Genomic DNA, 25,669 nt, shown 5'->3' on the forward strand with positions numbered 1-25,669 from the left:
GTGTCCAGGGGAACGGGGCGGAGCGGAGCGACCTCGACGGCGCCGGTGTCGACGTCGTCGGGTCCGGGAAGCGTGGTGCCGGGAAGTGCCACGGCCGCCGAGCCGTACGCGACGGCGTGGCGGAGGCGCTCGGCGGGGCCGAGCCCGGCCAGCTCCGCGACGAGATAGCCGGCGAGGGAGGAGTCGCCGGCGCCGACGGTGCTGCGCGCGGTCACGGGTCCGGGCACCGCGTGCCAGGCACCCTCGGCGGTGATCAGCACCGCGCCGGCCGCGCCGAGCGTGGCCAGCACCGCCCCGACGCCGCGCGCGACGAGCCGGCGTCCGGCGGCGACGACGGGTCCGGTGTCGCCGGCCGCCGCCGCGGATTCCAGGGCGGCGGCGTCCGCGCCGGTGAGCTGGGCGAGCTCGTCCGAGTTCGGTTTGAGCAGGTCGGGGGCGGCGTCGGGGAACCGGGCCGCGAGCGACAGCAGGGGAGACTCGGAGGTGTCCACCGCGATGCGGCACGCGACGGACCCGTCGACGGCGGCCGCGCGGACGGAGCGGACGAGATCGGCGTACCAGTCGGCGGGCACGCCGGGCGGCAGCGATCCGGACATCACCACCCAGCGGGCGTCGGCGGCGGCATCGACGACGGTCCGGCGCAGCGCATCGAGTGTCCCTTCGGTATACGCCGGGCCGGGCTCGTTGAGCTTGGTGGTGGTGCCGTCGGGCTCGGCGACGGTGATGTTGCTGCGCGCGAAGCCCCCGGTCGGAACGGCGCGGTAGCCGATGCCGTGGTCGTCGAGCGCGGCGAGCAACGGGTCGCCGGTGTTTCCCGGCAGGACGGCCAGGACCGGCCGGCCGGCCGCGCGGAGCACGCGGGCGACGTTGACGCCCTTGCCGCCCGGGTCCACGCGGGTGGCGGCGGCGCGGTGCACGGCGCCGCGGACGAGCGGGCCCGTCAGTGCGACCGTCCGGTCCAGGCTGGGGTTGGCGGTCAGCGTGACGATCATGCCGTCACCACCTCGATTCCGTTGTCGGTGAGCTCTTTGCAGTCGGTGTCGTCGATCTCGGTGTCCGTGACGAGCACGTCCACGGCGTCGACGGGGGCGAAGCTGATCAGGTGCTGTCGGCCGATCTTGGAGGAGTCGGCGACGACGACCACCCGGTCGGCGCATCGGACCATCGCGCGCTTGACGGCGGCCTCGTCCGGGTCGGGAGTGGACAGGCCGTGGCCGACGCTGAGCGCGTTGGTGCCGATGAAGGCGACGTCGACGTGCAGAGCCCGGAGGAATCGCAGCGCGTCCTCGCCCACGCTGGCCTGCGTGATCCCGCGGACCCGGCCGCCGAGCATGTGCAGGCGCACCGATCCGAGGCCGGCGAGCCGCGCGGCGATCGGAACCGAGTTGGTGACCACCTCGAGGTCCACGTCGGCGGGCAGCGCCGCCACCAGCCGGCCGGTGGTGGTGCCGGCGTCGAACACCACACTGCCGCCGGCGGGGGGAAGGTACCGGGCCGCCGCGGCGGCGATCCGGTCTTTCTGTGCGGCGTGGGTGTGCTCGCGCTCGCTCAGCGCGGGTTCGGTCACCGTGAGCGCTGCGGTGGGGATCGCGCCGCCGTGCACCCGGCGCACATGGCCGAGCCGCTCGAGCAGGGCGAGGTCCCGGCGGACGGTCTCGGTGGTGACGCGGAAACGGGTGGCCAGATCGGCGACGGACATCCGTCCCCGTCGGCCGATCAGCTCGGCGATCGCCTGCTGCCGTTCCTCTGCGTACACGCCGGGCTCCTCACCGCCGAAATGTTGGTTTATGTTGTTTTACGCCCGTATGTGTTGACATGTCAATGGTTCGGAGTAATCTCGATCACAGAATTACCCCGGAGGCCCATCCCGACACACCGGGCGGCGAGGAGGAGACATGGAGAAGGTGATTCCCGCAGCGGCGGAGATGTCGATCGTTCGGGGCACGCCCGTCGTGCCCGGGGTTGCCTACGGCCCAGTCGTGCGCCCCGCGCCGCGGCCGCAGATACCCGCCACGTTCGAGAGCATCCCGGACACCGCGCGCGACGCCGAGGCGGAGCGTTTCCGGGCGGCCGCCACCACCGTCGCGGACCGGCTGCGCAGCCGCGCCGGCCAGGCCTCGGGCGCCGCCGCCGAGGTCCTGCTCGCCAACGCCCAGCTCGCCGAGGACCGCGGCTGGCTCGGCGCCGTCGCCGCGAAGATCCGCAGCGGAGCCGGCGCGGTCGAGGCCGCCGTCGGCGCCACCGACCAGTTCGCCGACATGTTCACCAAGCTCGGCGGGCTGATGGCCGAGCGCGTCACCGACCTCCTCGACATCCGCGACCGCGTGCTCGCCGAGCTCAGCGGCCACCCCGAACCCGGTCTCGACCTGCCCGAGGAACCGTCGATTCTCTTCGCGGAGGACCTCGCCCCCGCCGACACCGCCGGCCTCGATCCGACCCGCGTGATCGGGCTCGCCACCACCCTCGGCGGGCCCACCAGCCACACCGCGATCATCGCCCGGCAGCTCGGCATCCCCTGCGTGGTCGCGGCGGCCGACCTGGACACCGTTCCCGCCGGCACCCGCGTCCTCCTCGACGGGGCCGCCGGTGAGATCCGTCTCGACCCCGACCCCGAAGGCGCGGCCGCTGCGGTCGCAACCGACCGCAGCGAGCGTGCGCGCATCGCGTCCTGGGCCGGCCCCGGCACCACCGCGGACGGTCATCGTGTCGAGATCCTCGCGAACGTGCAGGACGGCGCCGGTGCCCGTGCCGCCCGCGAGACCCCGGCCGAGGGGGTCGGCCTGTTTCGGACCGAGCTGTGCTTCCTGGACCGGGAAACCGAGCCGACCGTCGAGGAACAGGCCGCGATCTACGCGGAGGTCTTCACCGCCTTCGCCGGCCGGAAGGTCGTCCTGCGGACCCTCGACGCGGGCTCCGACAAGCCGCTGCGCTTCGTCAACCACCCCGACGAGCACAACCCCGCACTCGGGTTGCGCGGCATCCGGATCGCGACCGCCACCGAAGGACTGCTCGACCGGCAGCTCGACGCCGTCGCCGCCGCGGCCGCCCGCACAGGCGCCGCGCCGTGGGTGATGGCGCCGATGATCGCGACCGTCGCGGAGGCCGCGCACTTCGCCGCCGCCGTCCGCGCCCGCGACCTCGTGCCGGGGGTGATGGTGGAGGTGCCGGCTGCCGCGCTGCTCGCCGAACGCCTCCTCGAACACGTCGACTTCCTGTCGATCGGCACCAACGACCTCGCGCAGTACACGATGGCCGCGGACCGCATGTCGCCGCACCTCGCGGCCCTCACCGACCCGTGGCAGCCGGCCGTGCTGGCCCTGGTCGCCCGCACCGCCGCCGCCGGGCGCGCGGCCGGCAAGCGGGTCGGGGTGTGCGGGGAGGCGGCAGCCGACCCGTTGCTCGGCTGTGTCCTGACCGGCATGGGGGTCACCTCGTTGTCCTGTGCGGCAGCAGCCGTCGCCGGCGTCGGCTCCCGCCTGGCCACGGTCACCCTCGACCGGTGCCGCGAGGCCGCGGACGAAGTGCTCCGCACCGTCGACCCCGGCGAGGCGCGCGAGGCGGCGGCCCGCGTGCTCGCCTGACCGAGGTGATCCGCGTCGGGAGCGACCCCCGCGACCTGCTCCCGGAGCCGGCCGGCGCCTACCATTCCCCGTTGTGAACGAACAACTGAGGACGCGGACGGCCGGGTTCGGCTGGACCCTGCACGGCGACGGACGTCGCGTTGCCGACGGCGAGGTCGTCGCCCCGGACGAACGACTGTCCTGGCCCCGCACCGTGGGCATCGGCATGCAGCACGTGATCGCGATGTTCGGCGCCACGCTGCTCGTGCCGACGATCACAGGCTTCCCGGTCACCACGACGCTGCTCTTCTCCGGTGTCGGCACCGCCCTGTTCCTGCTGATCACCCGCGGCCGGGTGCCCAGCTATCTCGGCTCGTCGTTCGCGTTCATCGCGCCGCTGGCGGCCTCGGCCGGCGAGGGCCCCGCCGCCCAGCTCGGCGGCATCGTCGCCGTAGGAGTCGCCCTCGCGCTCGTCGGTCTCGTCGTCAAGGCGCTGGGGTCCCGCGTCGTCGACGCGCTGATGCCGCCCGTCGTGACCGGCGCGATCGTCGCCCTCATCGGCCTGAACCTCGCGCCGGTCGCGGTCGGATCCTTCGAGGCCCAGCCGCTCGTCGCGGCGATCACGCTGGCCGCGATCCTGCTCGTCACGGTGCTCGGCCCCGGCCTCGTCGGCCGCCTCGGCATTCTCGTCGGCGTGATCGTCGGCTGGCTCTTCGCCGCCGTCTCCGGCGGCCTCGCCGAGGAACGCGTCGCGGCCCTGCGCGACGCCGCGTGGTTCGGCCTGCCCGAACTGCGCGCCCCCGCGTTCGAGCTGTCCGTGGTGCTGATCGCCCTGCCCGTCGTGGTGGTTCTCGTCGCCGAGAACGTCGGCCACGTCAAGGCCGTGGCGGCCATGACCGGCCGCAATCTCGACGACGTCGCCGGCGACGCGCTGCTCGCCGACGGCCTGGCCACGACGCTCGCCGGGGTCGGTGGCGGCTCGGGCACCACCACCTACGCCGAGAACATCGGCGTGATGGCCGCGACGCGGGTGTACTCGACCGCGGCGTACTGGGTGGCCGCCGCGACGGCCGTGGTCCTCGCCTTCTCCCCGAAGTTCGGTGCCCTCGTCTTCACCGTCCCGGACGGCGTGCTCGGCGGCGCCACCCTGGTCCTGTACGGCTTGATCGGCATCCTCGGCGTGCGGATCTGGATGGAGGCGAAGGTCGACTTCACCGATCCGGTCAACCTCACGGTGGCCGCCGCCGCGCTCGTGGCCGGGATCGGCGACCTCACCCTCACTGTGGGTTCCGTCGAACTCGGTGGCATCGCGTGGGGCTCGATCGGCATCCTGATCGCCTACCCGCTCCTGCGGCGATTGGCGGACCTGCGCCGCCGGCCGCCCGGCGTGTCCGGTCACAAATAACGCTCGTTCCTGTCAGCGTCAGACCCGTCCTCCGATGTCTACCGTGAGCGTGACGTACGTCATCGGATACAGGAGCGCACATGGAACGCACCCTCTTCGAGCCCGAGCACGAACTTTTCCGCGAGTCGTACCGGAAGTTCCTCGAGCAGGAGGTGGCTCCCTTCCACGAGCAGTGGGAGCAGGACAAGATCGTCGACCGTGAGGTCTGGAAGAAGGCAGGCGCGCAGGGCTTCCTGGGCATGGCCGTGCCCGAGGAGTACGGCGGCGGCGGTGTCGAGGACTTCCGCTACAACACGATCGTCACCGAGGAGACCACGCGCGGAGGTTTCAGCGGCATCGGTTTCATGCTGCACAACGACGTCGTGGCGCCGTACCTGCTGAAGCTGGCGAACGAGGAGCAGAAGCGGCGCTGGCTGCCGGGATTCTGTTCCGGCGAGATCATCACCGCGATCGCGATGACCGAGCCCGGCACGGGCAGCGACCTGCAGGGCATCAAGACCCGCGCGGTGCGGGACGGCGACGAGTGGATCCTCAACGGTTCCAAGACCTTCATCACCAACGGCATCAACGCGGACCTGGTGATCGTCGTCGCCTGCACCGACCCGGACAAGGGGGCGCAGGGCTTCTCGCTCCTCGTCGTCGAGCGCGGGATGGCCGGCTTCGAGCGCGGCCGCAATCTCGACAAGATCGGCCTCGCGGCGCAGGACACCGCCGAGCTGCACTTCACCGACGTGCGGGTGCCCGCCGCCAACCTCCTCGGTGAGGAGGGCCTGGGCTTCATCTACCTGATGCAGAACCTGCCGCAGGAGCGCCTGTCGATCGCCGTGGTGGCGGCGGCGGCGATGGAGGCCGTGCTCGAGGACACGATGCAGTACTGCCGCGACCGCAAGGCGTTCGGCAAGTCGATCGGCAGCTTCCAGAACACCCGGTTCGAGCTGGCGGAGCTGGCCACCGAGACCACCCTCGCGCGCGTGTTCGTCGACAGGTGCATCGAGCAGCTCAACGCCGGAACCCTGAGCGTGCAGGAGGCGGCGATGGCCAAGTACTGGACCACCGACAAGCAGGTCGAGCTGATCGACCGGTGCCTGCAGTTGCACGGCGGTTACGGCTACATGCGCGAATACCCGGTCGCGAAGGCGTATCTCGACGCCCGCGTGCAGAAGATCTACGGCGGCACCAACGAGATCATGAAGGACATCATCGGCCGCGGCCTGAATCTCTGACCGGCCCCGGGGCACCGGTCCCGGCCCGGAACGAGCACGGGCGGCGCCGCGATCCGCGGCGCCGCCCGCGCGCGTTCGCGGGGGAGGAGCGAGGTCAGAGCTTGCGGATCACGGTGACGACCTTGCCCAGGATGACGGCGTCGTTGCCCGGAATCGGTTCGAACATCGGGTTGTGCGGCATCAGCCACACGTCCTTCTTCACGCGCTTGAACGTCTTCACGGTCGCTTCGCCGTCGAGCATCGCGGCGACGATATCGCCGTTGTCCGCGACGTTCTGCTGGCGCACCACCACCCAGTCACCGTCGCAGATGGCCGCATCGACCATCGATTCGCCGACCACCTTGAGCAGGAACAGCGAACCCTGCCCCACCAGTTCTCTCGGGAGCGGGAACACGTCCTCGACGGACTCCTCCGCCAGGATCGGACCGCCCGCCGCGATCCTGCCCAGCACGGGAACCATGGCGGCCGGCGTGGCGGACTCGGCGGCGGTGTCGACCCCCTCCGCCGGCTGCGCCTGCGGGGCCGCAGGCTGCGGATCGTCGAGGCCGCGCACGTCCACTGCCCGGGGGCGGTTCGGATCGCGCCGGAGGAAGCCCTTGCGTTCGAGGGTGCGCAACTGGTGCGCCACCGACGAGGTGGAGTTGAGGCCCACCGCGTCGCCGATCTCGCGGATGCTCGGAGGGTAGCCCCGTTCGGTGACCGATTCGCGGATCACCTCGAGGACGCGGCGCTGGCGTTCGGTCAGGCCGGCGGCCGGATCGGCGGTGGTCGTCCGGCTCCGCCCGGCCCGGGGATGGCCGTCCGTCATGATCGTGACCTCCGTGCGTCGTGTGTCGGATGTGCTGGATGTGATGGATCGAATCTAGCTCTCCGATGGCCGGTTATCAAACATCTGTTCGAGATTTTCGGCCGGTAGTGCTGACTTTGTCGGAGCGGCGTGGTACACATCGAACACACGTTCTTTCGAACAGGTGATCGAATTACTCTCGCCGTCGATCGAGCGGTGACCGAAGTTCCGCCGCGGGCCCCGTCCCGCGGACGAGCGACACGGAGGCCTCGATGAGGACATCAGCAGTTCGCCGCACCGAATGGAACGACACCCGGCACCACCCAGACCAGTGCGACGACACCGGGCAGTACGACACGGGACACTACGACGACACCGGGCAGTGCGACACAGGGCCGTGCAACGACACCGGGCAGTTCGAGGACCCAGGGCAGTTCGAGGACCCAGGGCAGTACGACACCGGACGGGACGGCGAGGGCCGGGCACGACGCTCCGCGGCGACGCACCTCGCCCGGCGGCCGCACGAGGCGCCGGACCGGCGGCTGCCGGTCCGCCCGGATCCGGGGGTGGTGGACTACCGGCGCGCTCCGGTCCGGGTCTCGCGCGTCCCGCACCGGCCCGCCGGGACCGCGCAGCCCGGCCTGCGCACCGTACTGGCGACGGCCCTGCTGACCGCGGTCGCGACCGCGGGACTGCTCGGGATTGCCCACCTGCGCACCAGCCAGGTTGCGGCCGGGGCCGCACGTACCGACGTCACCGTCGTGCAGGCGGGGGAGTCGCTCGGCGACGTCGCGGCGCGGGTGACTCCGGGTTTGCCCCGCCCCGAGGCGATCGAGCGGATCCTCGAACTCAATGCCATGTCGGACGGCCGTCTGCGGGACGGCCAGACCCTGCTCGTTCCGGCCTCCGCGCCGCGGTGAACCGGCATGGACGGGCGGGTACCGGATCCGGCCGACGATCCGGGTATGCAGGTATTGTCGACTCTTGTCAGTCACACCACCTCGTGTGGTCGCGCCGAGAGCGATTCGCCTGCCGGTGAGTCCGGTCTCGGGAGGACGGCATCGGTTCGACGCCGACGTCGCGGCCAGCACGGCTACGACGAAGGAATCGACATGTACTGCCCGTATTGCCGGCACCCCGATTCCCGCGTCGTCGATTCCCGCGAAGCCGACGAGGGGGCCGCGATCCGTCGCCGAAGGGCATGCCCCCAGTGCGGCAGGCGTTTCACCACCGTCGAGACGGCGGTGCTGTCGGTCGTCAAGCGCAGCGGCGTCACCGAACCGTTCAGCCGGGAGAAGGTGGTGCGCGGGGTGGCCCGTGCCTGCCAGGGCCGCGACGTCGACAACGACGCCCTCAACCTCCTCGCCCAGCAGGTCGAGGACGCGGTGCGGGCCAAGGGTTCCCCGGAGATTCCGAGCAACGAGGTCGGTCTGGCCATCCTCGGCCCGCTGCGGGACCTGGACGAGGTGGCGTATCTGCGATTCGCCTCCGTCTACCGGTCCTTCAGCTCCGCAGAGGATTTCGAGCGCGAGATCAAGGAACTGCGCGAGCACCAGCACCGACGCGAGACCGAGTCCCCGGACTGAGCGCCGCGCCGTTCGGCGCGCGCCGGGATCCTCGTCGCCGGATCAGCGAATCGCCGCGACGGCCTTGAGGATTCGCGTCTCCGAGATCGGCCCGCGGGTGCCGAGGTGCTGCGCGAACAGGCTGACCCGCAACTCCTCCATCATCCACGAGACCTCCACCACGTCGGCAGCCGTGGCCCGCTCCTCCGGCAGCCGGGCGAGCAGTCGGTCGTACTCGGCGTAGACCCGGTCCAGCACGTCCATGCCCTGCCGGTCGCGAAGCGCGCTCGCCGGCAGCGATTCGAGCCGGTGTGCCGCCGCCGCCAGGTAGCGGGGCAGGTCGGCCAGCCGGGCACTGCCGAGTTCGGCGACGAAACCCCGGAACAGCAGCGAGGTCAGCTGTTCACGCACGTCCTCGGCGGCCTCGCCGCGCACCCGTTCGAGCAGCACCTCCACCTCGTGTGCCCTGGCCAGGGCGGGGACGACGAGCTTCAGCAGCGCCGCCACCCGGCCCGGCAGCTGGGCCCGCACCACCTTCGCCAGCGCGGTGAACTCGTCCGGTGTGCGCACCGGCTTGCCGTGCCGGGCGATCAGCTCGTCCACGGCGCACGCCCGGCAGTCCTCGAGCAGATCCTCGAACGAGCCGTCCGGATTGCGGCCGAGCGCCAGCCGTTCGCCGTTGCTCAGGCCCGACGTCGCGGCGCGCGCCTGCATCGGGACCGCCTCGAGCAGCAGAGCCCGCAGCCCGGTGCGCATCGCGGCCTGCTGCGCGTGCGGGGTGCTGAGCACCCGCACGGCCACGCCACCATCCTCGGCGACCAGCGTCGGATATCCGGTCACCTGCTGGCCGGCGACGGTGCGTGTGACCGTGGGCTCGAGGGTGCCGAGCGTCTCGGCTGTCCATACCAGTGCCGGCGCGCGCTCGGTGCTCGACGCCGCCCGGGAGACCTCGGCCTCGACACGGTTCGCCAGCTGCCTGCGCAGCGCGGTCAGGCTCTTGCTGCGCGCGAGTACGGCGCCGCGTTCGTCGACGGCCGCGAACGTCATCCGCAGGTGGTCCGGCAGGGCGGTCGGGTCGAAGTCGCTCGGCTCGATCCGCGCCGCGCCGAGCCGCGACAGCTCCCGCGCCATCGCGTTGACGAGCGGCTCGGAGCGCGGCTGCACGGACGCGAGGGCTGCCGCAGCGAAGTCCGGTGCCGGAACGACTTGGCGGCGAAGATGCTTGGGAAGCGTCTTGATCAGGGCGGTGACCAGCTCGACCCGCATACCGGGTACCGACCAGTCGAAGCCGACCGGCCGGACCCCGGCCAGCAGCGCGACGGGAATGCGGACGGTGACGCCGTCCTCCTCGGTGCCGGGCTCGAACTGGTAGGTGAGGGGGAACTGCAGATCGCCCTGCCGCCACGCGTCGGGGTAGTCGCCGCCGAGGACGGTGGGCGCCTCCTGGTTGACCACCGTTTCCGGGGTGAAGGTCAACAGGTCGGGATTCTTCTGCCGCTCCTTCTTCCACCACGCGTCGAAGTGCCGCGCCGAGACGACCTCCGGTCCGACGCGCTGGTCGTAGAACTCGAACAGGGTCTCGTCGTCGACGAGGATGTCGCGCCTGCGGGCCCGGTGCTCGAGCGCCTCCACGTCCTCGAGCAACTCACGGTTGGCGTGGAAGAACCTGTGGCGCGTCCGCCATTCGCCCTGGACGAGGGCATGCCGGATGAACAGCTCGCGTGAGGCCTCGCGGTCGATCGGGCCGTACTGCACGGGCCGTTGCGCGACCAGGGGAATGCCGTAGAGCGTGACCCGCTCGTAGGCCATGGCGGCCTCGCGCCTGGTGGACCAGTGCGGTTCGGAGTAGGTGCGCTTGACCAGGTGCGGGGCGAGCTTCTCGGCCCATTCGGGTTCGATCCGCGCGGTGACCCGAGCCCACAGCCGCGACGTCTCGACCAGCTCGGCGGCCATCACCCAGCGCGGCGGCTTCTTGGACAGCGACGAGCCGGGGAAGATCGCGAACCGGGTCCCGCGCGCGCCGAGGAAGTCCCGCTTCTCGCCCTCACGCACGCCGACGTGCGAGAGCAGCCCGGCCAGCAGCGACTGGTGGATCGCGTCGTGGCCGACGTCCTGATGCCGCGTCTCCCACCCGAGGTTGAGGGTGATCTGGCGCAGCTGGCCCTGCAGATCCTGCCATTCCCGGATCCGCAGCCAGTGCAGGAACTCGTCGCGGCACATCTTGCGGAACCGGCTGGACGACAGTTCCTTCCGTTGCTCCTTCAGGTAGTCCCACAGCTTCAGGTACGCAAGGAAGTCCGAGCCCTCGACGGCGAACCGGGCGTGCTTCTCGTCCGCCGCCTGCTGGAACTCGGCCGGCCGTTCGCGCACGTCCTGGATCGACAGCGCCGCAACGATGATCAGGACCTCGCGCAGGCACCCGTTGCGGTGACCCTCCACGATCATCCGCGCCATGCGCGGATCGACCGGCAACAGCGCGAGTTCGCGTCCGGTGCCGGTCAGTTTCGGTGGTTCGTCCTTCGACGGCGGTTCGAGCGCACCGAGTTCCTCGAGCAGCGCGACACCGTCGCGGACGGCCCGCGGGTCGGGGGCCTCGACGAATGGGAACGAGGCGAGGTCGCCGAGCCCGAGCGCCGTCATCTGCAGCACGACCGAGGCGAGGTTGGTGCGCAGGATCTCCGGTTCGGTGAACTCGGGGCGGGCCTCGAAGTCCTCCTCGGAGTACAGCCGGATACAGATGCCGTCGGCGACGCGGCCGCAGCGGCCGGACCGCTGCCGGGCGGAGGCCTGCGAGATCTCCTCGATGGGCAGTCGCTGGACCTTGGTGCGCACCGAGTAGCGGGAGATCCGCGCGGTGCCGGGGTCGACGACGTAGCGGATACCGGGCACGGTGAGCGAGGTTTCGGCGACGTTGGTGGACAGCACCACTCGCCGGCCGGTGTGTGGGGTGAACACCCGGTGCTGCTCGGCGGCGGACAGCCGCGCGTACAGCGGCAGGATCTCGGTGCCCCGTAGCTTGCGGTCGCGCAGCGCGTCGGCGGTGTCGCGGATCTCGCGTTCACCGGAGAGGAACACGAGGATGTCCCCGTCTCCCTCGGCGCAGAGTTCCTCGACCGCCTCACAGACGGCATCCACCGGGTCGCGGTCGACGAGCGCGTCGCCCACCTCGACCGTCAGGGGACGGTACCGGATCTCGACCGGATAGGTGCGGCCGGAGACCTCGACGATGGGCGCGGGCGTGCCGTCGGCCGCTGCGAAGTGGTTCGCGAACCGTTCCGGGTCGATGGTCGCCGAGGTGATGATCACCTTCAGGTCCGGCCGCCGGGGCAGCAGTTCCTTGAGGTAGCCGAGGATGAAGTCGATGTTGAGGCTGCGTTCGTGGGCCTCGTCGATGACGAGGGTGTCGTAACGGCGCAGCAGCCGATCGCGCTGGATCTCGGCGAGGAGGATGCCGTCGGTCATCAGCTTGATCAGCGTCGAGTCCGACACCCGGTCGGTGAACCGGACGGTGTAGCCGACGGTGTCGCCGAGTTCGGAGTCGAGTTCCTCGGCGATGCGCTCGGCGACCGCCCGGGCCGCGATGCGGCGCGGCTGCGTGTGCCCGATCAGGCCGCGGACGCCGCGGCCGAGTTCGAGGCAGATCTTCGGGATCTGCGTGGTCTTGCCGGAGCCGGTCTCGCCGGCGACGATCACCACCTGGTGGTCGCGGATCGCGGCGGCGATGTCGTCCCTGCGCTGCGAGACCGGGAGGTTGTCGGGGTAGGTGACCGTCGGCACGCCGGCCGCCCGCGCCGCGAGCCGCAACCGCGCCTGCTCGATCTCGTCGGCGATCTTCGCCAGCGCCTCGGGTCCGCGGGCGCGGTCGAGCCGCCGGCGGATGCGGTGCTCATCGCGCAGCGATACCTCGGTGAGGCCTGCCTTCAGGTCGCGACGGGTCGCCCCGGGCGGGGCGGGGGAGCGCGGAGTCTCGGGTGAGGTGGACATGCTGAATCAACAGCCTAGCGAAGCGCGGACCGTCGCCGCGCGGCACCCGCGGACCGTCGCCGCATAGGATGGCAATTTCATCGCCGTTCGTGGAACAGGAGCAGATCGTGGGCGCGTTGTGGCACGGGTTCGCAGACATGGGTGTCGTCGAGCGGGACGGTGCGTTCGTCGTCGCGCGCGGAGAGGGCGCCTACATCTGGGATTCCGCCGGCACCCGCTATCTCGACGCGACCGCCGGCCTGTGGTTCGCGAACGTCGGCCACGGCCGCTCCGAGATCGGTGACGCGGTGGCGGCGCAGCTGGCGAAGGTGGCGCACTACTCCAACTTCGGTGACCTCGCCGCGGAGCCGACCGTCGAGCTGGCCGAGCGGCTCGCGACGATCGCTCCCGTTCCCGGCAGCAAGATCTTCTTCACCTCGGGCGGTTCCGATTCGATCGACACCGCGGCCAAGCTGACGCGCCGCTACTGGCAGGAGATGGGCCGGCCGGAGAAGACCCTCGTCGTCAGTCGCGAGAAGGCTTACCACGGCATGCACGTCGGAGGCACGTCGCTCGCCGGGATCCCCGTCAACGCCGAGGGGTACGGGAACCTGTGGGACGACGCCGCGAAGGTGGCCTGGGACGACGCGAAGTCGTTGCTCGCCCTCATCGAGCGGGTCGGCGCGGACCGGATCGCGGCGTTCTTCTGTGAGCCGATCATCGGCGCGGGTGGGGTGTACCTGCCGCCGGAGGGCTATCTCGCCGAGGTCCGCGACATCTGCCGCGAGCACGACGTGCTCTTCGTGGTCGACGAGGTGGTCACCGGCTTCGGCCGCATCGGCGGGTCGTGGTTCGCCTCTGGCCGGTTCGGACTCGAACCCGACCTGATCACCACGGCGAAGGGCCTCACCTCGGGGTACGTGCCGATGGGCGCGGTGTTCGTGGCGCCGAAGGTGGCCGAGCCGTTCTTTGCCGGCGGGGTGTGGTGGCGGCACGGCTACACCTACGGCGGGCACGCCGGTGCCGCCGCGGCTGCCCTGGCGAACCTGGACATCATCGAGCGCGAGAACCTGCTCGACGAGTCGGCGCGGTTGGAGCGGACCCTGCACGAGAAGCTGTCCCCGCTGGCCGAGCACCCGCGCGTCGCGGAGGTCCGCAGTGGTCTCGGCGCCGTCGCCGCAGTGCAGCTCGCCGACCCGGGTGAGGCGCTGGAGTTCGTGAAGGCGCTTCGGCGGCACGGGGTTTCGAGCCGGGCGGCGGGACAGGGTGCGCTGCAGATCTCGCCGTCGTTCGTGATGACGGACGAGCAGGTGCAGGGCCTCGTGGACGGGTTCTCCTCGGCCCTGGGTTGATCGACGATCGAGCGGCGCCGACCGTTCGGCACCGGCACCGCGGGTCGCGTCAGCGGCGGGGGCGGAGCCGTTGCAGCACAGTGCAGATCCGCTCGCGCAGTCCCGTGGGCACGTCGTCCAGCGGTACCGCGCCCTGCGTGTCGTGCGCGGCGGCGACGCGGGCGTAGCGGTCGTGGAGCACCGTGCGTACCTCGTCGGGCGTGTGGGCGCGTCGTCTGCGCTCGTCGCGCGCGACGACTGCGCCCGTCGCCGCGACGCCGACCACACCGGCGAGTCCGACGAGCTTCCACCACTGCCTGCCCTTCAATGCCATGGGCGCGAGCCTAGACGGTAGGGATTGGGCTGGGGCCGCGCTCACCTGGGACCGATGCTCGCCACCGTCGATCGGCGCGATCGCCCGGACGCTCCGGCCGAACAGTGTGCCTCAGGGCCTGTCCGGTACTCCGTTGCGTCCCTGCGCGGCCGTATCCGGCTGCGGGCTTGTCCGGAATTCGAATCGGCTGCCGACGGCATTGGGGTGGAAGGCGTCCGGGAGGGCGGTGAACAGCGCGTGCTGCGCCTTCCACGACGTGCAGTGGGCGGGCACGACCACGGCCGGATCCGCCGCGGCGAGGGCGGTCACCGTCCGGGGGACGATCGGGCCGTCGCGGAGATGGAACCCGCCGAGGACGGCATGGAGCCGGCCGACCCCGGTGAGCCGCTCGGCGTGCTCGAGGATGTTGATCAGCCCGGCGTGCCCGCATCCGGTGAGCACGACGAGTCCCCGGTCGCGTAGGTGCAGGACGACGGCCTGGTCGTCGTGGATGAGCGGGTCGGGCCGCCAGCGGCCGTGCCGGTGGGCTTGATGGCCCGGCATGCCGGTCTCGTACTCGGTGGTCCGGGCGATCCGGCCGGTCACCAGGAGCATTCCGTCCAGCAGGAAGGAGGGGCGCCGGTTGTCGACGACGACGAATCCCGCGCCCTCGATCGCCGCGCGGCTCGGCGTCGGTAACTCGAAGGCGCCGTCGGGACCGACGATGCGCCGCCTCGTCCAGAAGTCGGGGTGCACGAGGATCGGCAGGTGCCGGGAACCGAGCCGGCGGGCGAGGCCCTGCAGACCTATGACGTGGTCGAAGTGGCCGTGGCTGAACACGATCGCCTCGATGCCGTCCGGGGAGATCGCCAGCCGATCGAGATTCGCCATCAGGCCGTCCGGCGTGGCCCCCGCGTCGTAGAGCACGCGGTGCGTGGTTTCGCCGACCCGGACCTCGATCAGTACGGAGAACCCGTGCTCCGCTCGGAGGAGGTCGACAGTCCGGAATCCGACCGCCAGATCGCTGGGGACGATCGGGAGCGGACCTGCCGATCCGGCCGGCCCCCAGCGGCGGACGGGCCCCACGTCGGGCAGCAGCACGTCGGAGGAGTTGTCCACCAGCGTCGTCACATCGACCGCGTCGACCGGCCGGAGCTCCACCCGTACGGGGTCCCGCTCCGGCAGCTGTCCGGCGGATCGTCGATCGCGGGTCTCCGCTCCCGTCCTCACGCCCTCCTCCTTCCGGTGGATACGGTGAAACAGCCTTCGGCCGGCCGGGCCGTCAGTGCTCGGGGCCGAGGTCGGTGAAATCGGGACGGAAGGGCGCCTCGCTGCCCGTCCGCAGATCGAACGTGCTGCGGTTCTGCGTGAGAATGTCCGTGCCGTAGACGTGGATCGAGATCGCATCGGTCCCGTCGAGTGCCTCCACCGAGTGGATCGTTCCGTCGGGAACGACGGTCACCGTGCCCCGCGGGTTCACGAAGGTGTCGGCAACCTGGAGCCGGGCCCTGCCCGGCACACTCCCGTCGTCGAGCCGGCGATACCACGTCTCCCGTTCCCGGCCCCGATACACGCCGACCACGGCCCACGCGCCGTGATTGTGCGCCGGAGTGCTCACTCCGGCCTTGAACACCGCCACCAGGATCGACAGGTGCCCGTCCGAGGCCCGGTAGAGGGGGTACAGCACCCAGTCCCGCGTCTCGGGACGCTCCTGGTACTGCGGGTCCAGCCAGTCGCTGTCGTCGGCGACTGCTGCGGCCAGAACCGCACGGACCGCCTCCGGTCCGTCGCGCAGTGCGGACGCCTGTCGGAGGCGGGGGATCAGATCGTGGATCGACTGCCGGTGGCCGACTTCGGTGTGCCTGTTCATGATGCACCTCCTGCAACCGCTCTCGAAGAGAACGGTATGCGCACAACAGTGATGAATGCATCGGTACCAGTACGGACGTCGCGCGCCGTCCCGGTGGTGCCGGGCGCCGGCTCACAGACCGAATTCGACCGCCCGCCGCACCAACTCCACCCTCGAGTTGATGCCGAGCTTCGCGTAGATGTTGGCGAGGTGGGTCTCCACGGTTCGCTCGCTGATGAACAGGCGCCGGCCGATCTCGGGGGAGCTGAGTCCGGCGACCGCCAGCGCGCCCACCTCCCGTTCGCGGGTGCTCAGGGCCTCCGGCCCCCAGGCCGGGCGGTCCCGGCGGCCCCGCCGTACCCCCGTCAGGAAGGCCTCGATCTCGATCAGCACCGCGTCCATGTCGCCGATCCAGGGCCAGTGATCGATCCCGGGCAGTTCGACGAGTGTCGCGCCCGGAACGCGCGCCGCGACGTAGCGGGAATGCTCGACCGACAGCCACGGATCGTCGACGTGGTGGAGCAGGAGCGTCGGCACCCGAATCTCGTGCAGCCTCGGACGAAGATCGGTCGCGGCGCAGAGCCGGAACAGGTCCCGTGCCTGCGCCGGGCCCGCCGCCGCCCGGGCGTGACGCGCGAACCAGGATCGATACCGCTCGTCCCCGGCCAGGGTCGGATTCATCGACGCGATGCCGGAGCCCGTCGCCCACCCCTCGTCGATGCCGGCCAGGACCGACGAGAAGAACTCCTCGCTCCACCCCGCCGCATACCCGTCGTCCTCCAGGAGCCGGGCATGGGCGTCCCACAGGATCATCGAACGTGTGCGGCCGGGGTACTTCAACGCGAACGAGGTGCAGATCCCGGCGCCGACGGCGACCCCGAACAGGGTCGCCCGCCGGGACCCGGCGGCGTCCATCACGGCGCGGATGTCCTCGACGCAGGCGTCCATGGACACCTCCTCCCGCGGCACGTCCGACAGGCCGGTGCCCCGCTTGTCGAACCAGATCAACCGGGCGAACGACGCCAGGCCGCGCAGGAAACGCGCGAAGAACCGCTCCTCCCAGGCGAGGTCGAGGTGCGAGACGAATCCCGGAACGAAGACGAGGTCGGGTCCCGCCTTGCCCAGCACCTGGTACGCGATGCTGACATCCCCGCTGGCGGCGTACCGGACCTCGTGGTCCATCCCTGCACCGTAGCGCCGTCTGCCGCGCTGTCAACCTCGGGTGAGGCGCAGCGAGGCGGGGCAGCGACGGCGGGCCGGCCACCACCTCCCGTGCTCGGCGGCCGGATCCCGTTACCTCCCCGCGTGAGAGGCTGTCGGTCATGCAGCAGCGGAGCTCAGCGCAGTCCCGGATCACCCTCGACGAGGCGGTGGAACTGACCCGCACCGGCGACCTCTGGATCTTCCGCGGCAGCAGCCACGCCGACCGGGCGATCCAGACGCTGACCAACGCCCCCGTCAACCACGTCGGCATGGCGGTGGTCCTCGCTGATCTGCCACCGCTGATGTGGCATGCCGAGCTGGGCAGGAGCCTGCCGGACATGTGGACCGGCCGGCACCACCGCGGTGTGCAGCTGCACGACCTGCGCGAGGCGGTGCAGGTGTGGAGTGCCCGGTACGGGCAGCGCGGCTGGCTGCGCCAGCTCGGCGTCGAGGTGACGCCGGAGCAGGAGGATCAGCTGCTGCGCACCGTCGCCCGGCTGGACGGCACGCCGTTCCCCTCGACGGGCCGGCTGGCGGGGCGCTGGTTCGCGGGCCGGCTGCCGTGGCGGAAACGCACGTCGGATGCGGGTCTCGAGCGCGCGTACTGCGCCGAGGTGGTGGGCGCGACCCTGGAGGCGATGGGGCTGCTCGAGCAACGCGGGCGCGGCAGCAACTGGTACGACCCCGGACGGTTCTGGAGCGGGGACCGGTTGCCGGCCGCGCCCGGGGTCGCATGGGGGCGCGAGATCGAGGTCGTGCCTCCCGAAAACGGGTGAGGGGCTGGTGCGCTCGGTCGCCCCGCCGGAGGTCCACGCCGCCGGATAGGCCCGTTTGCCGGGCCCGCGCGACGACTTCGCGGGATCATGAGCCCATGTCGCGTCCCGCCATCGCACTGCAGGTCTACGTCCTCGACACGCCGGACCCGTCCGGGCTGGCCTCGTTCTACGCCGTGCTGCTCGGCTGGGACATCGACGACGCCGCCACCGACGACGACTGGGTCCAGTTGCGCGCCCCGGCCGGCGGGGGCCTGGCGTTCCAGCTGGCCCCCGAGTTCACCCCGTCGACGTGGCCGGACGACCGGGTCGGGCTGCAGGCACACCTGGACCTCGAGGTCGACGACCTCGACGCCGCGGAGGAGTGGGTGCTGCGGCACGGCGCAACCCGCGTCGTCGGGCCCAACCCCAGCCCGACCTTCCGCACCTACCGGGATCCGAGCGGCCACCTCTTCTGCCTGGTGCGGTCCGCGTGAGCGGTCCGTGTTCCGGCCCGGGGCCTCCCGGGCGGCTACCGGCGCCGGCGCGCCCGTCCGGCGCTCTTCGGCCGGCCCGCGTTTCCGCGGCGGGTCTTCGGCTTCTTGTCGCCGACCACCTTCTTCGGCTGCGATCCCTGCCGCTCCCCGCGCCGTTTCTGCTTCGGCTGGGACTCGTCCTGCCGGCCGCGGGAGCTGTTGGCGGTGCGGCCGCGCACGATCCCGACGAACTCCTCGACCAGATCGGTGGTCCGCGCCGAAAGCCACACCAGGCCCACCTGCGACTGCGGGGCATCGGTCACCGGCCGGTACGTCAGATCCTTGCGGTGGTACAGCCGGGCCAGCGACTGCGGCACGACCAGCACCCCCACCTCGGAGGCGACGTACGACACGGCCGTCTCCGTCGTGGCCGGGCGCTCGAACGCCGCCTCTCCCGGCAGGCGCGCCCAGTCCAGCACGTCGTCGCGCGGATGCAGCACCGTTTCCTCCGCGAGATCGGCGACGCTCAGTTCGTCGACGGCCGCGACGGCATGCTCCTCGGGTACCACCACCACCGATACCTCGGTGTAGAGATTGATCACCGACAGCCCCTCGCGCGGCAGCGGCAGCCGCAGCACCGCCGCGTCGACCGTGCCGTCGCGCACCGCGGCCTCGCCGTCGGCGGCGTCCACGGGCACCAGCTCGAGGGGGACGTCGGGTATCCGCTCCGCCCACACCCGCACCCATTTCGCGGGGGTGACCCCGGGGACGTAGGCCAGCCGGAACACCGGGGCGGACTCTTCGCTCACCCGCTCAGGCTAGCGGCCCGTGCGTCCAGCGTCCGCCGAGCATCGTGCCCCACACCGGCATCGCGGCCAGCTCCGCACCGGAGCGGGGCAGCGTGTCCGCGTCGAGCACCACCAAATCGGCGACGTCGCCGACGGCGACGCGGGCACGACCACCGGTGGACGCGGCCAGCGCCACCTGCAGGTCCAGTTCGTGCTCGCGGTGCCAGACCCGGCCGTCGGGCAGCGTGCGGTCGATCGCGGCGGCCAGCGTCCGCCACGGATTCAGGGGCGCGACCGGCGCGTCGGAGCCCAGTACCAGCCGCGCCCCGGCCGCGTGCAGCGTCCCGTACGGGAAGGCGCGGTGCGTGCGGCCGGGCCAGTACCGTTCGGCCAGGTCCACGTCGTCGTACACGTGCGCCGGCTGGATGCTCGCCGTCACACCCGACCGGGCGAACCGCGGGAAGTCGCGCTCGGCCACGAACTGGGCGTGCTCGACGCTGCCGCGCGCCCCGGTGGCGGCGAACGCGTCGAGCACGTGCTCGCAGGCGTGGTCACCGATCGCGTGGATCGCGCTCTCGACCCCGTGTTCGTGGGCGTGGCGCATCAGCGGCTCGAGCCGTTCCGGCGGCACCGACAACATCCCGTGCCCGCCGTCGGGATACGGGTCGTGACAGTAGGCGGTGCGGGTGCCGAGCGATCCGTCGACGATCACCTTCAGCGGACCCACCGTCGCCAGCCCCGCGGTGCCGGGTACCACGTCGCCGGTGCGCATGCCCGCCGCGATCGCCGCGTCCAGCCACCGGGGCCAGATCCCGCACCGCACACGCAGGTGCCGCGTCCCGGCGCCGATGCGGCGCCTCCACGCGGCGAGAGTGTCCGCGATCTCGAAGTCGACGACGCCCACCACGCCGCGGGCGGCGGCCGCCCGGGCCGCGGAGTCCACGAGGCGATCGCGCACCTCGTGGTTGACGCGCTGGATCTCGTTCATCAGCGGCATGAACTCGGTTTCCCGCAGCAGCCCCGTGGGGTGTGGATGCAGCGAAAAGCGCTGTAGCGCAGCAGTATTGAACCAGGCGCTGTGCAGGTCTGCGCTGAACGCGACGACCGGCCGGGCGGGGGCGATCGCATCGAGCGCCGCAGCGGTGGGCGTGTCCGGCCACAGCCCGTCGCGGAAACCGTGCGCGACCACGACGGGGGCGTGGTCACCGGCCAGGCGGGCGGCCACCAGCGCGACCGCGTGCGCGGCCGACGTCGCGCCCGACAGGTCGAGCGCGGCCTGCGCGAGGGTCCACTGGTCGAAGTGCACGTGCGCGTCCCACAGGCCCGGCAGCACCAGTCGCCCGCCGGCGTCGACGACCTCGGTGCTGCCCGCGATGTCACCGCCGATGCGGTCGCCGGTGATCGGCAGGTCGACCGGGCCGGCACCGGGCGCCGTGCGGGCGCCACGCAGGACGAGGGACGGCGGCACCGCTCAGCCCTCGACGATCTCGAACTCGTCGAACACCACCTCGCCGGCCGCGTCGGACTCGGCGAGGTTCACCTCGCCGAGCAGCGCCCAGCCGTGGTCCCCGGCGGGGTCGGCGAGGGTCTGCCGGACCCGCCACAGATCCTTCTCCTCGACCACGGTGAACAGCTGCGGGCCCCGCGCGTCGGGGCCGGTGCCGATCTCGTCGTACTCCTCGAAGTACAACTCGAGCAGGTCGGCCCAGTCCTGGGCCTCGAGCCCGTCGCCCAGCTCGGCGAGCTCGTTCCACCGTCGCCGCGACGCCAGTTCCACCCGCTTGAACATCGCATTGCGCACCATCACCTTGAACGCCCGCGTGTTCGCCGAGATCGGTTTGGGCACATCCGCGCCGAATGCCACCTGCTGATCGTCGGATTCGACGCCGGGGTTGGTGAGCGACTCCCACTCGTCGAGCAGGCTCGAATCGACCTGGCGGATCAGCTCGCCCAGCCACTCGGTGAGGTCTTCGAGTTCCTCGGTGCGGGCCGCGTCCGGAACCGTCTGGCGCAGCGCCCGGTAGGCGTCCGCGAGGTAGCGCAGCACCAGTCCCTCCGAACGGGTCAGGCCGTAGTGACCGACCAGTTCGGCGAACGTCATGGCCTTCTCGACCATGTCCCGCACCACCGACTTGGGGGACAGCGGGAACTCCGAGACCCACGGATGCCCGGCGCGGTACGTCTCGAACGCCGGCTCGAGGAGTTCCGCCAGCGGCTTCGGCCAGGTGATCTCCTCGAGCAGCTCCATGCGCTCCTCGTACTCGATGCCGTCGGCCTTCATCTGCTGCACGGCCTCACCGCGCGCGGCGTGCTGCTGCGCCATGAGGATCTGCCGCGGATCGTCGAGCGTGGACTCGATCACCGACACCACGTCCAGCGCATAGGTGGGGGAGTCGATGTCGAGCAGCTCGATCGCGGCGAGCGCGAACGGCGACAGCGGCTGGTTCAGCGCGAAGTCGCGCTGCAGGTCCACGGTCAGCCGCGCCGTCCGGCCGAACTCGTCGGGCTCGTCGAGCTGCTGCACCACCCCGGCCTGCACCAGCCCCCGGTACAGCGAGATCGCCTTGAGGATGTGCCGGCGCTGGGCGGGGCGCGCTTCGTGGTTGTCCTCGAGCAGATGGCGCATCGCCTCGAAACAGCTGCCGGGGCGGGCGATCACGTTCAGCAGCATCGAATTGCTCACGGAGAAGCGCGAAGTGAGCGGCTCGGGGGATGCGGCGACGAGCTTGTCGAACGTGCCCTCGCCCCACGAGACGAATCCCTCGGGCGGCTTCTTGCGCTGCACCTTGCGGCGCTTCTTCGGGTCGTCACCGGCCTTGGCGAGGGCCCGCACGTTCTCGATCTCGTGCTCGGGCGCCTGCACCACGACGGTGCCCATCGTGTCGAATCCGGCACGGCCGGCGCGGCCGGCGATCTGATGGAACTCGCGGGCCTTGAGCTGCCGGGTCCGGGTGCCGTCGAACTTCGTCAGGCCGGTCAGCAGCACCGTCCGGATGGGCACGTTGATGCCCACCCCGAGGGTGTCGGTCCCGCAGATGACCTTCAGCAGCCCGTCCTGGGCCAGCCGCTCGACGAGCCGCCGGTACTTCGGCAGCATCCCGGCGTGGTGCACGCCGATGCCGTGCCGCACCAGCCGCGACAGCGTCTTGCCGAAGCCGGTGGAGAACCGGAACGCGCCGATCGCCTCGGCGATCGCGTCCTTCTCCTCGCGCGAGCACATGCTCACGCTGGTCAGGGCCTGCGCCCGCTCCAGGGCGGCGGCCTGGGTGAAGTGCACGACGTAGACGGGGGCCTGGTGCGTGGTGACCAGTTCCTCGATCTCTTCGCCGATCGGCTTCTGGGAGTAGGTGAACGACAGCGGCACCGGCCGCTCGGAGCCGGACACCTCGGTGGTGGTGCGGCCGGTGCGCCGGGTCAGGTCCTTCTTCAGGAAGGTGACGTCGCCGAGGGTCGCCGACATCAACAGGAACTGCGCGCGGGGCAGTTCCACGAGGGGCACCTGCCAGGCCCACCCGCGGTCCGGCTCCGAGTAGAAGTGGAACTCGTCCATCACCACCTGGCCGATGTCCGAGCCGGCGCCCTCCCGCAGCGCCAGATTGGCGACGATCTCGGCGGTGGCGCAGATGATCGGGGCACCGGGGTTCACCGAGGCGTCGCCGGTCATCATCCCGACCCGATCGGCGCCGAACACCTCGCACAACGCGAAGAACTTCTCGCTGACCAGCGCCTTGATCGGGGCCGTGTAGAAGGTGCGCGTACCGGTGGCCAGGGCGAAGAAGTGCGCGCCGAGCGCCACCATCGACTTGCCCGACCCGGTGGGCGTCGCGAGGATCACGTTCGACCCGGAGACCAGCTCCAGCAGCGCCTCCTCCTGCGCCGGATACAGCGAGAGGCCGCGCCCGGTCGTGAAGGTGGTGAAGGCGTCGAACAGCGAGTCCTCGTCGACGATGTCGGGGGTCAGATCCGGAAGCAGCACCGCTCCAGGCTAGTTGTTGCCGCCGTGACCGCGCCGACGCGCCGTGTGCGGCAGGCCGGCGCGCGGCGGCCGACGGGTCCTGCCGCCCGCGCCGGTCTCGACGGCTGCACCTGCCGGAGCGGGCCGACGGCGACGTGCGACGGCGTTCGAGGACTCGGCGCGGGACGTCGTGGGCGGCGGGTCGCTCAGGTGGCGCTGCGTTCGTCGGCGCCCATCGCGCCGAGCACGGCCCTGCGGGTGGCCGGACCGCCCGTGATCTGGTTCTCGCTGACGCCGTTGATCAGCAACTCGCGCCAGCGTTGCTCGTCGAACACGAGGGGTGCGGTCGAGTCGAGGAACTCCTCGACGACCCGCAGGAACCGGATGGGGTCGTCCCGGAACGGGAAATGGCCGGCGCCGCGGAAGACGTCGAGCCGGGAGTTGGGCATCGCCGAATGCGCCAGGTAACCGTGACTGACCGGGATCACGCTGTCGTGATCTCCCCAGATCAGCTGCACGGGCAGGTTCTCGGTCAGGTAACAGCGGTCGAGCATCGTCACCACCTGGCCGCGCCAGTCCACGACAGCCCGCAGCGTGCGCAGGAACGCCTCGTACGCGGTGGGATCGGGCAATCCGCTCAGGACCCGGATCAGATCCGAGGTGTCGTGCAGGAAGGGGCCTGGCCGCAGCGGCGTGTCGTGCAACTGTCCGAGCAGGCCGCCGGCGATGCGTACCGCGGGCAGGGCGCCGGGCAGCCGCAGCAGCTTGAGGACCTCGCTCAGGCCGGGCATGGACAGCAGGCGCAGCGCCGGGTGGACGTCCTTGGTGACGCCGCCGGCCGAGACCAGGATGAGCCGGTCGACCATCTGCGGGAACTGGTACGCGAACTGCATCGCGACGCCGCCGCCGAGGGAGTGCCCGACCACGGTGACGTGCTCGATGTCCAGGACCGAGAGCAGGTCGCGGACGCCGTTGGCGTACGCGGCGACCGAGTAGTCGGCGCGCGGCTTGTCGGAGCGGCCGTGGCCGAGCAGGTCCGGTGCGATGACCGTGTACTTGCGGGCCAGGTGCGGGATGACCTCCTGCCAGGTCGAGGAGTTGTCGCCGATCCCGTGGATCAGCAGCAGCGCGGGGCCCTCGCCGGCGAGCCGGAAGGCGCGACGGTAGCCGTGGATGGTGCGGAAGACCATCCGCGTCTCCGCGTCCGGCACCGGCCGGAGCGTGCGTGTGCGCGGTGTACCCATGTGCGTCTCCTGACCGCCGGTTCCTCGTCTACCTGTGGTGTCCGAGGCGCCGGACCGTCTCCGGCCCGACCCTTCAGCTCAACTCGTCGAACTGAGCGTACTGACTGTATGTGACCTGCACAACGCGAAGTGTAACGAGAGAGTAATGATCCGGGGTCGGACAGGCGGCGATTCGAACCCGGTCAGGCGGAGGGGTCCGCGTCGCCGGGCTGTCCGTTCCCGCCGCGATCCTCGTATTCGGCGAGGAAACGCTCGAACTCGGCACCGATCTCCTCGCCGGTCGGCAGGTTCTCGTCCGTCGGCAGCTGGGCGGCCTGCTGCTCCTGGGCCGCCACATAGCTGTCGTACTGCCGCTCGAGTCCGCGGACCACCGCCTGCACCTCCTCGTTCTGGGCGATGTGCTCGTCGATCTGCTCACGCACCCGTGCGGCGGCCTCGCCGAGCGCGGCCAGCGGCAACCCGAGGCCCCCGGCTTCGGCGACGTTCTCGAGCAAGGTCTCGGCAGCGCCCGGGTACTCGGTCTGCGCCAGGTAGTGGGGCACGTGGACCGAGAACCCCACCGACTCGTGCCCGTGCTGCGCCATCCGCAGCTCGAGCAGCGACGACACCCCCGCCGGCACCTGCAGCTCGCCCGTCCAGCGGTGGTGGTCGGCGATCAGGTCCTTGTTCGTCGAGTGCGCCGTCACGCCCAGCGGACGGGTGTGGGGGATCGCCATCGGGATCGCGCTGATCCCGATCGTGCGCCGGACCCCGAACTGCTCGGCGAGCAGGCGCACCGCCGTGATGAACCGCTCCCATTTCAGGTCCGGTTCCGCGCCGGCCAGTAACAGGAAGGGGGTTCCGGCCGTGTCGATCAGGGCGTACAGGTTGAGTTCGGGGGCGGCGTAGTCGGAGAAGTGATCCGCCTTGAACGTCATGGTCGGCCGCCGGGACCGGTAGTCGATCAGCTCGTCCACGGCGAACGACGCCACGAGTTCGCTTTCGAGGCTCTCGCGCAGGTGCGTGGTGGCGAGCCGCACCGCATGCCCGGCGTCGGCGAACCCCTCGAGACCGTGCACCAGCACGGGACCCTCGCCGTCGGCAGACGTCAACTGCGGAGCGGGGAACTCGAGCTCGTACATGCGGGACTGGTCGTCCATGCGAACATCCTCCGTTCGATCCGGGGCGCCGTGATACCGCCGGGTCACCGGCGTGGCATGGTGGAGTTCGAGTCTAGTTGAACTGGTGATCAGCTTCCGCCGGGGCACGACCCCGG

General features: G+C 71.3%; 21 protein-coding genes. 8 read left to right on the top strand and 13 right to left on the bottom strand.

Annotated elements, in window-relative coordinates; all coding sequences use genetic code 11:
• Both G6039_RS20510 and G6039_RS20515 read right to left on the bottom strand, forming a co-directional pair.
• Nucleotides 1–992: 1-phosphofructokinase family hexose kinase (locus G6039_RS20510; protein WP_164528102.1), on the bottom strand; the 992-nt coding region annotated here is incomplete at its 3' end.
• Nucleotides 989–1,756, bottom strand: coding sequence for a DeoR/GlpR family DNA-binding transcription regulator (locus tag G6039_RS20515; RefSeq protein WP_029543365.1), 768 nt, complete (start codon nucleotides 1,754–1,756; stop codon nucleotides 989–991). The genes G6039_RS20515 and G6039_RS20510, both read right to left, overlap by 4 nt.
• A 139-nt stretch (nucleotides 1,757–1,895) precedes the next feature.
• Here G6039_RS20515 and ptsP point away from each other — a divergent pair, with 139 nt between their 5' ends.
• The 3 genes from ptsP (at nucleotide 1,896) to G6039_RS20530 (ending at nucleotide 6,188) form a co-directional block, all read left to right on the top strand.
• Nucleotides 1,896–3,581 carry a phosphoenolpyruvate--protein phosphotransferase gene (ptsP, locus tag G6039_RS20520; RefSeq protein WP_029543367.1) on the top strand — a complete coding sequence of 562 codons (1,686 nt, stop codon included), beginning with the start codon at nucleotides 1,896–1,898 and terminating at the stop codon, nucleotides 3,579–3,581.
• Nucleotides 3,582–3,654: 73 nt separating this feature from the next.
• Entirely contained in the window at nucleotides 3,655–4,965 is a 1,311-nt protein-coding gene (locus G6039_RS20525) for a uracil-xanthine permease family protein (RefSeq protein ID WP_029543368.1), read from the top strand.
• An 80-nt stretch (nucleotides 4,966–5,045) separates the two neighbouring features.
• Complete coding sequence (locus G6039_RS20530; RefSeq protein WP_029543369.1) at nucleotides 5,046–6,188, top strand: acyl-CoA dehydrogenase family protein; 1,143 nt, start codon at nucleotides 5,046–5,048, stop codon at nucleotides 6,186–6,188.
• A gap of 94 nt (nucleotides 6,189–6,282) precedes the next feature.
• Here the strand turns inward: G6039_RS20530 and lexA are convergent, their stop codons facing one another.
• Nucleotides 6,283–6,996, bottom strand: a complete 714-nt coding sequence (gene lexA, locus G6039_RS20535) for a transcriptional repressor LexA (RefSeq protein ID WP_006935055.1) — start codon at nucleotides 6,994–6,996, stop codon at nucleotides 6,283–6,285.
• A gap of 251 nt (nucleotides 6,997–7,247) precedes the next feature.
• Between lexA and G6039_RS20540 the strand changes: the two genes are divergently transcribed.
• Nucleotides 7,248–7,895: a LysM peptidoglycan-binding domain-containing protein gene (locus G6039_RS20540; protein WP_029543372.1), complete on the top strand. Its 648-nt coding sequence runs from the start codon at nucleotides 7,248–7,250 to the stop codon at nucleotides 7,893–7,895.
• Between the two features lie 192 nt (nucleotides 7,896–8,087).
• A complete protein-coding gene (gene nrdR, locus G6039_RS20545) occupies nucleotides 8,088–8,561 on the top strand; it encodes a transcriptional regulator NrdR (RefSeq protein WP_029543374.1) in 474 nt (157 codons plus the stop codon).
• Nucleotides 8,562–8,603: 42 nt separating this feature from the next.
• Here the strand turns inward: nrdR and hrpA are convergent, their stop codons facing one another.
• Nucleotides 8,604–12,524 carry an ATP-dependent RNA helicase HrpA gene (hrpA, locus tag G6039_RS20550; RefSeq protein WP_029543375.1) on the bottom strand — a complete coding sequence of 1,307 codons (3,921 nt, stop codon included), beginning with the start codon at nucleotides 12,522–12,524 and terminating at the stop codon, nucleotides 8,604–8,606.
• A 68-nt stretch (nucleotides 12,525–12,592) separates the two neighbouring features.
• On the opposite strand from hrpA, the gene G6039_RS20555 reads away from it, so the two are divergent.
• Nucleotides 12,593–13,855 (top strand): aminotransferase family protein, encoded by a 1,263-nt coding sequence (locus G6039_RS20555; protein ID WP_006935041.1) that lies wholly within the window; start codon nucleotides 12,593–12,595, stop codon nucleotides 13,853–13,855.
• Between the two features lie 49 nt (nucleotides 13,856–13,904).
• Here G6039_RS20555 and G6039_RS20560 read toward each other — a convergent pair whose 3' ends face one another.
• The 4 genes from G6039_RS20560 to G6039_RS20575 all read right to left on the bottom strand — a co-directional run bounded on the left by G6039_RS20560 (nucleotide 13,905) and on the right by G6039_RS20575 (nucleotide 17,178).
• Entirely contained in the window at nucleotides 13,905–14,168 is a 264-nt protein-coding gene (locus tag G6039_RS20560) for a hypothetical protein (RefSeq protein ID WP_006935037.1), read from the bottom strand.
• A gap of 111 nt (nucleotides 14,169–14,279) precedes the next feature.
• The gene (locus G6039_RS20565) at nucleotides 14,280–15,377 is read right to left on the bottom strand and encodes an MBL fold metallo-hydrolase (RefSeq protein WP_231385898.1); all 1,098 of its coding nucleotides are present in this window, start codon (nucleotides 15,375–15,377) and stop codon (nucleotides 14,280–14,282) included.
• Between the two features lie 52 nt (nucleotides 15,378–15,429).
• Nucleotides 15,430–16,017, bottom strand: a complete 588-nt coding sequence (locus G6039_RS20570) for a cysteine dioxygenase family protein (protein WP_006935034.1) — start codon at nucleotides 16,015–16,017, stop codon at nucleotides 15,430–15,432.
• A 111-nt stretch (nucleotides 16,018–16,128) separates the two neighbouring features.
• A complete protein-coding gene (locus tag G6039_RS20575; RefSeq protein WP_006935033.1) occupies nucleotides 16,129–17,178 on the bottom strand; it encodes an alpha/beta fold hydrolase in 1,050 nt (349 codons plus the stop codon).
• A gap of 140 nt (nucleotides 17,179–17,318) precedes the next feature.
• Here G6039_RS20575 and G6039_RS20580 point away from each other — a divergent pair, with 140 nt between their 5' ends.
• Nucleotides 17,319–17,975, top strand: coding sequence for a hypothetical protein (locus tag G6039_RS20580; RefSeq protein WP_029543381.1), 657 nt, complete (start codon nucleotides 17,319–17,321; stop codon nucleotides 17,973–17,975).
• Between the two features lie 95 nt (nucleotides 17,976–18,070).
• A complete protein-coding gene (locus G6039_RS20585; RefSeq protein WP_006935029.1) occupies nucleotides 18,071–18,448 on the top strand; it encodes a VOC family protein in 378 nt (125 codons plus the stop codon).
• Nucleotides 18,449–18,483: 35 nt separating this feature from the next.
• On the opposite strand, the gene G6039_RS20590 is transcribed toward G6039_RS20585, so the two are convergent.
• The 5 genes from G6039_RS20590 to G6039_RS20610 form a co-directional block, all read right to left on the bottom strand.
• Nucleotides 18,484–19,236 (bottom strand): LysR substrate-binding domain-containing protein, encoded by a 753-nt coding sequence (locus tag G6039_RS20590; protein WP_006935028.1) that lies wholly within the window; start codon nucleotides 19,234–19,236, stop codon nucleotides 18,484–18,486.
• A 4-nt stretch (nucleotides 19,237–19,240) separates the two neighbouring features.
• Nucleotides 19,241–20,683 (bottom strand): amidohydrolase, encoded by a 1,443-nt coding sequence (locus G6039_RS20595; RefSeq protein WP_029543383.1) that lies wholly within the window; start codon nucleotides 20,681–20,683, stop codon nucleotides 19,241–19,243.
• A 3-nt stretch (nucleotides 20,684–20,686) separates the two neighbouring features.
• Nucleotides 20,687–23,191, bottom strand: coding sequence for a DEAD/DEAH box helicase (locus tag G6039_RS20600; RefSeq protein WP_029543384.1), 2,505 nt, complete (start codon nucleotides 23,189–23,191; stop codon nucleotides 20,687–20,689).
• A 185-nt stretch (nucleotides 23,192–23,376) separates the two neighbouring features.
• The gene (locus G6039_RS20605) at nucleotides 23,377–24,414 is read right to left on the bottom strand and encodes an alpha/beta fold hydrolase (protein ID WP_006935025.1); all 1,038 of its coding nucleotides are present in this window, start codon (nucleotides 24,412–24,414) and stop codon (nucleotides 23,377–23,379) included.
• 182 nt (nucleotides 24,415–24,596) lie between these two features.
• Nucleotides 24,597–25,553: a proteasome assembly chaperone family protein gene (locus G6039_RS20610; protein ID WP_006935021.1), complete on the bottom strand. Its 957-nt coding sequence runs from the start codon at nucleotides 25,551–25,553 to the stop codon at nucleotides 24,597–24,599.
• Between the last annotated feature and the right edge of the window lie 116 nt (nucleotides 25,554–25,669).

Source organism: Rhodococcus aetherivorans (genome assembly GCF_011058165.1).
GTDB classification, from domain to species: Bacteria; Actinomycetota; Actinomycetes; order Mycobacteriales; family Mycobacteriaceae; genus Rhodococcus; species Rhodococcus aetherivorans.

Coding starts and splice junctions, on each gene's coding strand:
- ptsP (WP_029543367.1), top strand. CDS start 1,896: ATGGAGAAGGTGATTCCCGCAGCGGCGGAGATGTCGATCGTTCGGGGC.
- G6039_RS20530 (WP_029543369.1), top strand. CDS start 5,046: ATGGAACGCACCCTCTTCGAGCCCGAGCACGAACTTTTCCGCGAGTCG.
- lexA (WP_006935055.1), bottom strand. CDS start 6,996: ATGACGGACGGCCATCCCCGGGCCGGGCGGAGCCGGACGACCACCGCC.
- G6039_RS20540 (WP_029543372.1), top strand. CDS start 7,248: ATGAGGACATCAGCAGTTCGCCGCACCGAATGGAACGACACCCGGCAC.
- nrdR (WP_029543374.1), top strand. CDS start 8,088: ATGTACTGCCCGTATTGCCGGCACCCCGATTCCCGCGTCGTCGATTCC.
- hrpA (WP_029543375.1), bottom strand. CDS start 12,524: ATGTCCACCTCACCCGAGACTCCGCGCTCCCCCGCCCCGCCCGGGGCG.
- G6039_RS20555 (WP_006935041.1), top strand. CDS start 12,593: ATGGCAATTTCATCGCCGTTCGTGGAACAGGAGCAGATCGTGGGCGCG.
- G6039_RS20560 (WP_006935037.1), bottom strand. CDS start 14,168: ATGGCATTGAAGGGCAGGCAGTGGTGGAAGCTCGTCGGACTCGCCGGT.
- G6039_RS20570 (WP_006935034.1), bottom strand. CDS start 16,017: ATGAACAGGCACACCGAAGTCGGCCACCGGCAGTCGATCCACGATCTG.
- G6039_RS20575 (WP_006935033.1), bottom strand. CDS start 17,178: ATGGACCACGAGGTCCGGTACGCCGCCAGCGGGGATGTCAGCATCGCG.
- G6039_RS20580 (WP_029543381.1), top strand. CDS start 17,319: ATGCAGCAGCGGAGCTCAGCGCAGTCCCGGATCACCCTCGACGAGGCG.
- G6039_RS20585 (WP_006935029.1), top strand. CDS start 18,071: ATGTCGCGTCCCGCCATCGCACTGCAGGTCTACGTCCTCGACACGCCG.
- G6039_RS20605 (WP_006935025.1), bottom strand. CDS start 24,414: ATGGGTACACCGCGCACACGCACGCTCCGGCCGGTGCCGGACGCGGAG.
- G6039_RS20610 (WP_006935021.1), bottom strand. CDS start 25,553: ATGGACGACCAGTCCCGCATGTACGAGCTCGAGTTCCCCGCTCCGCAG.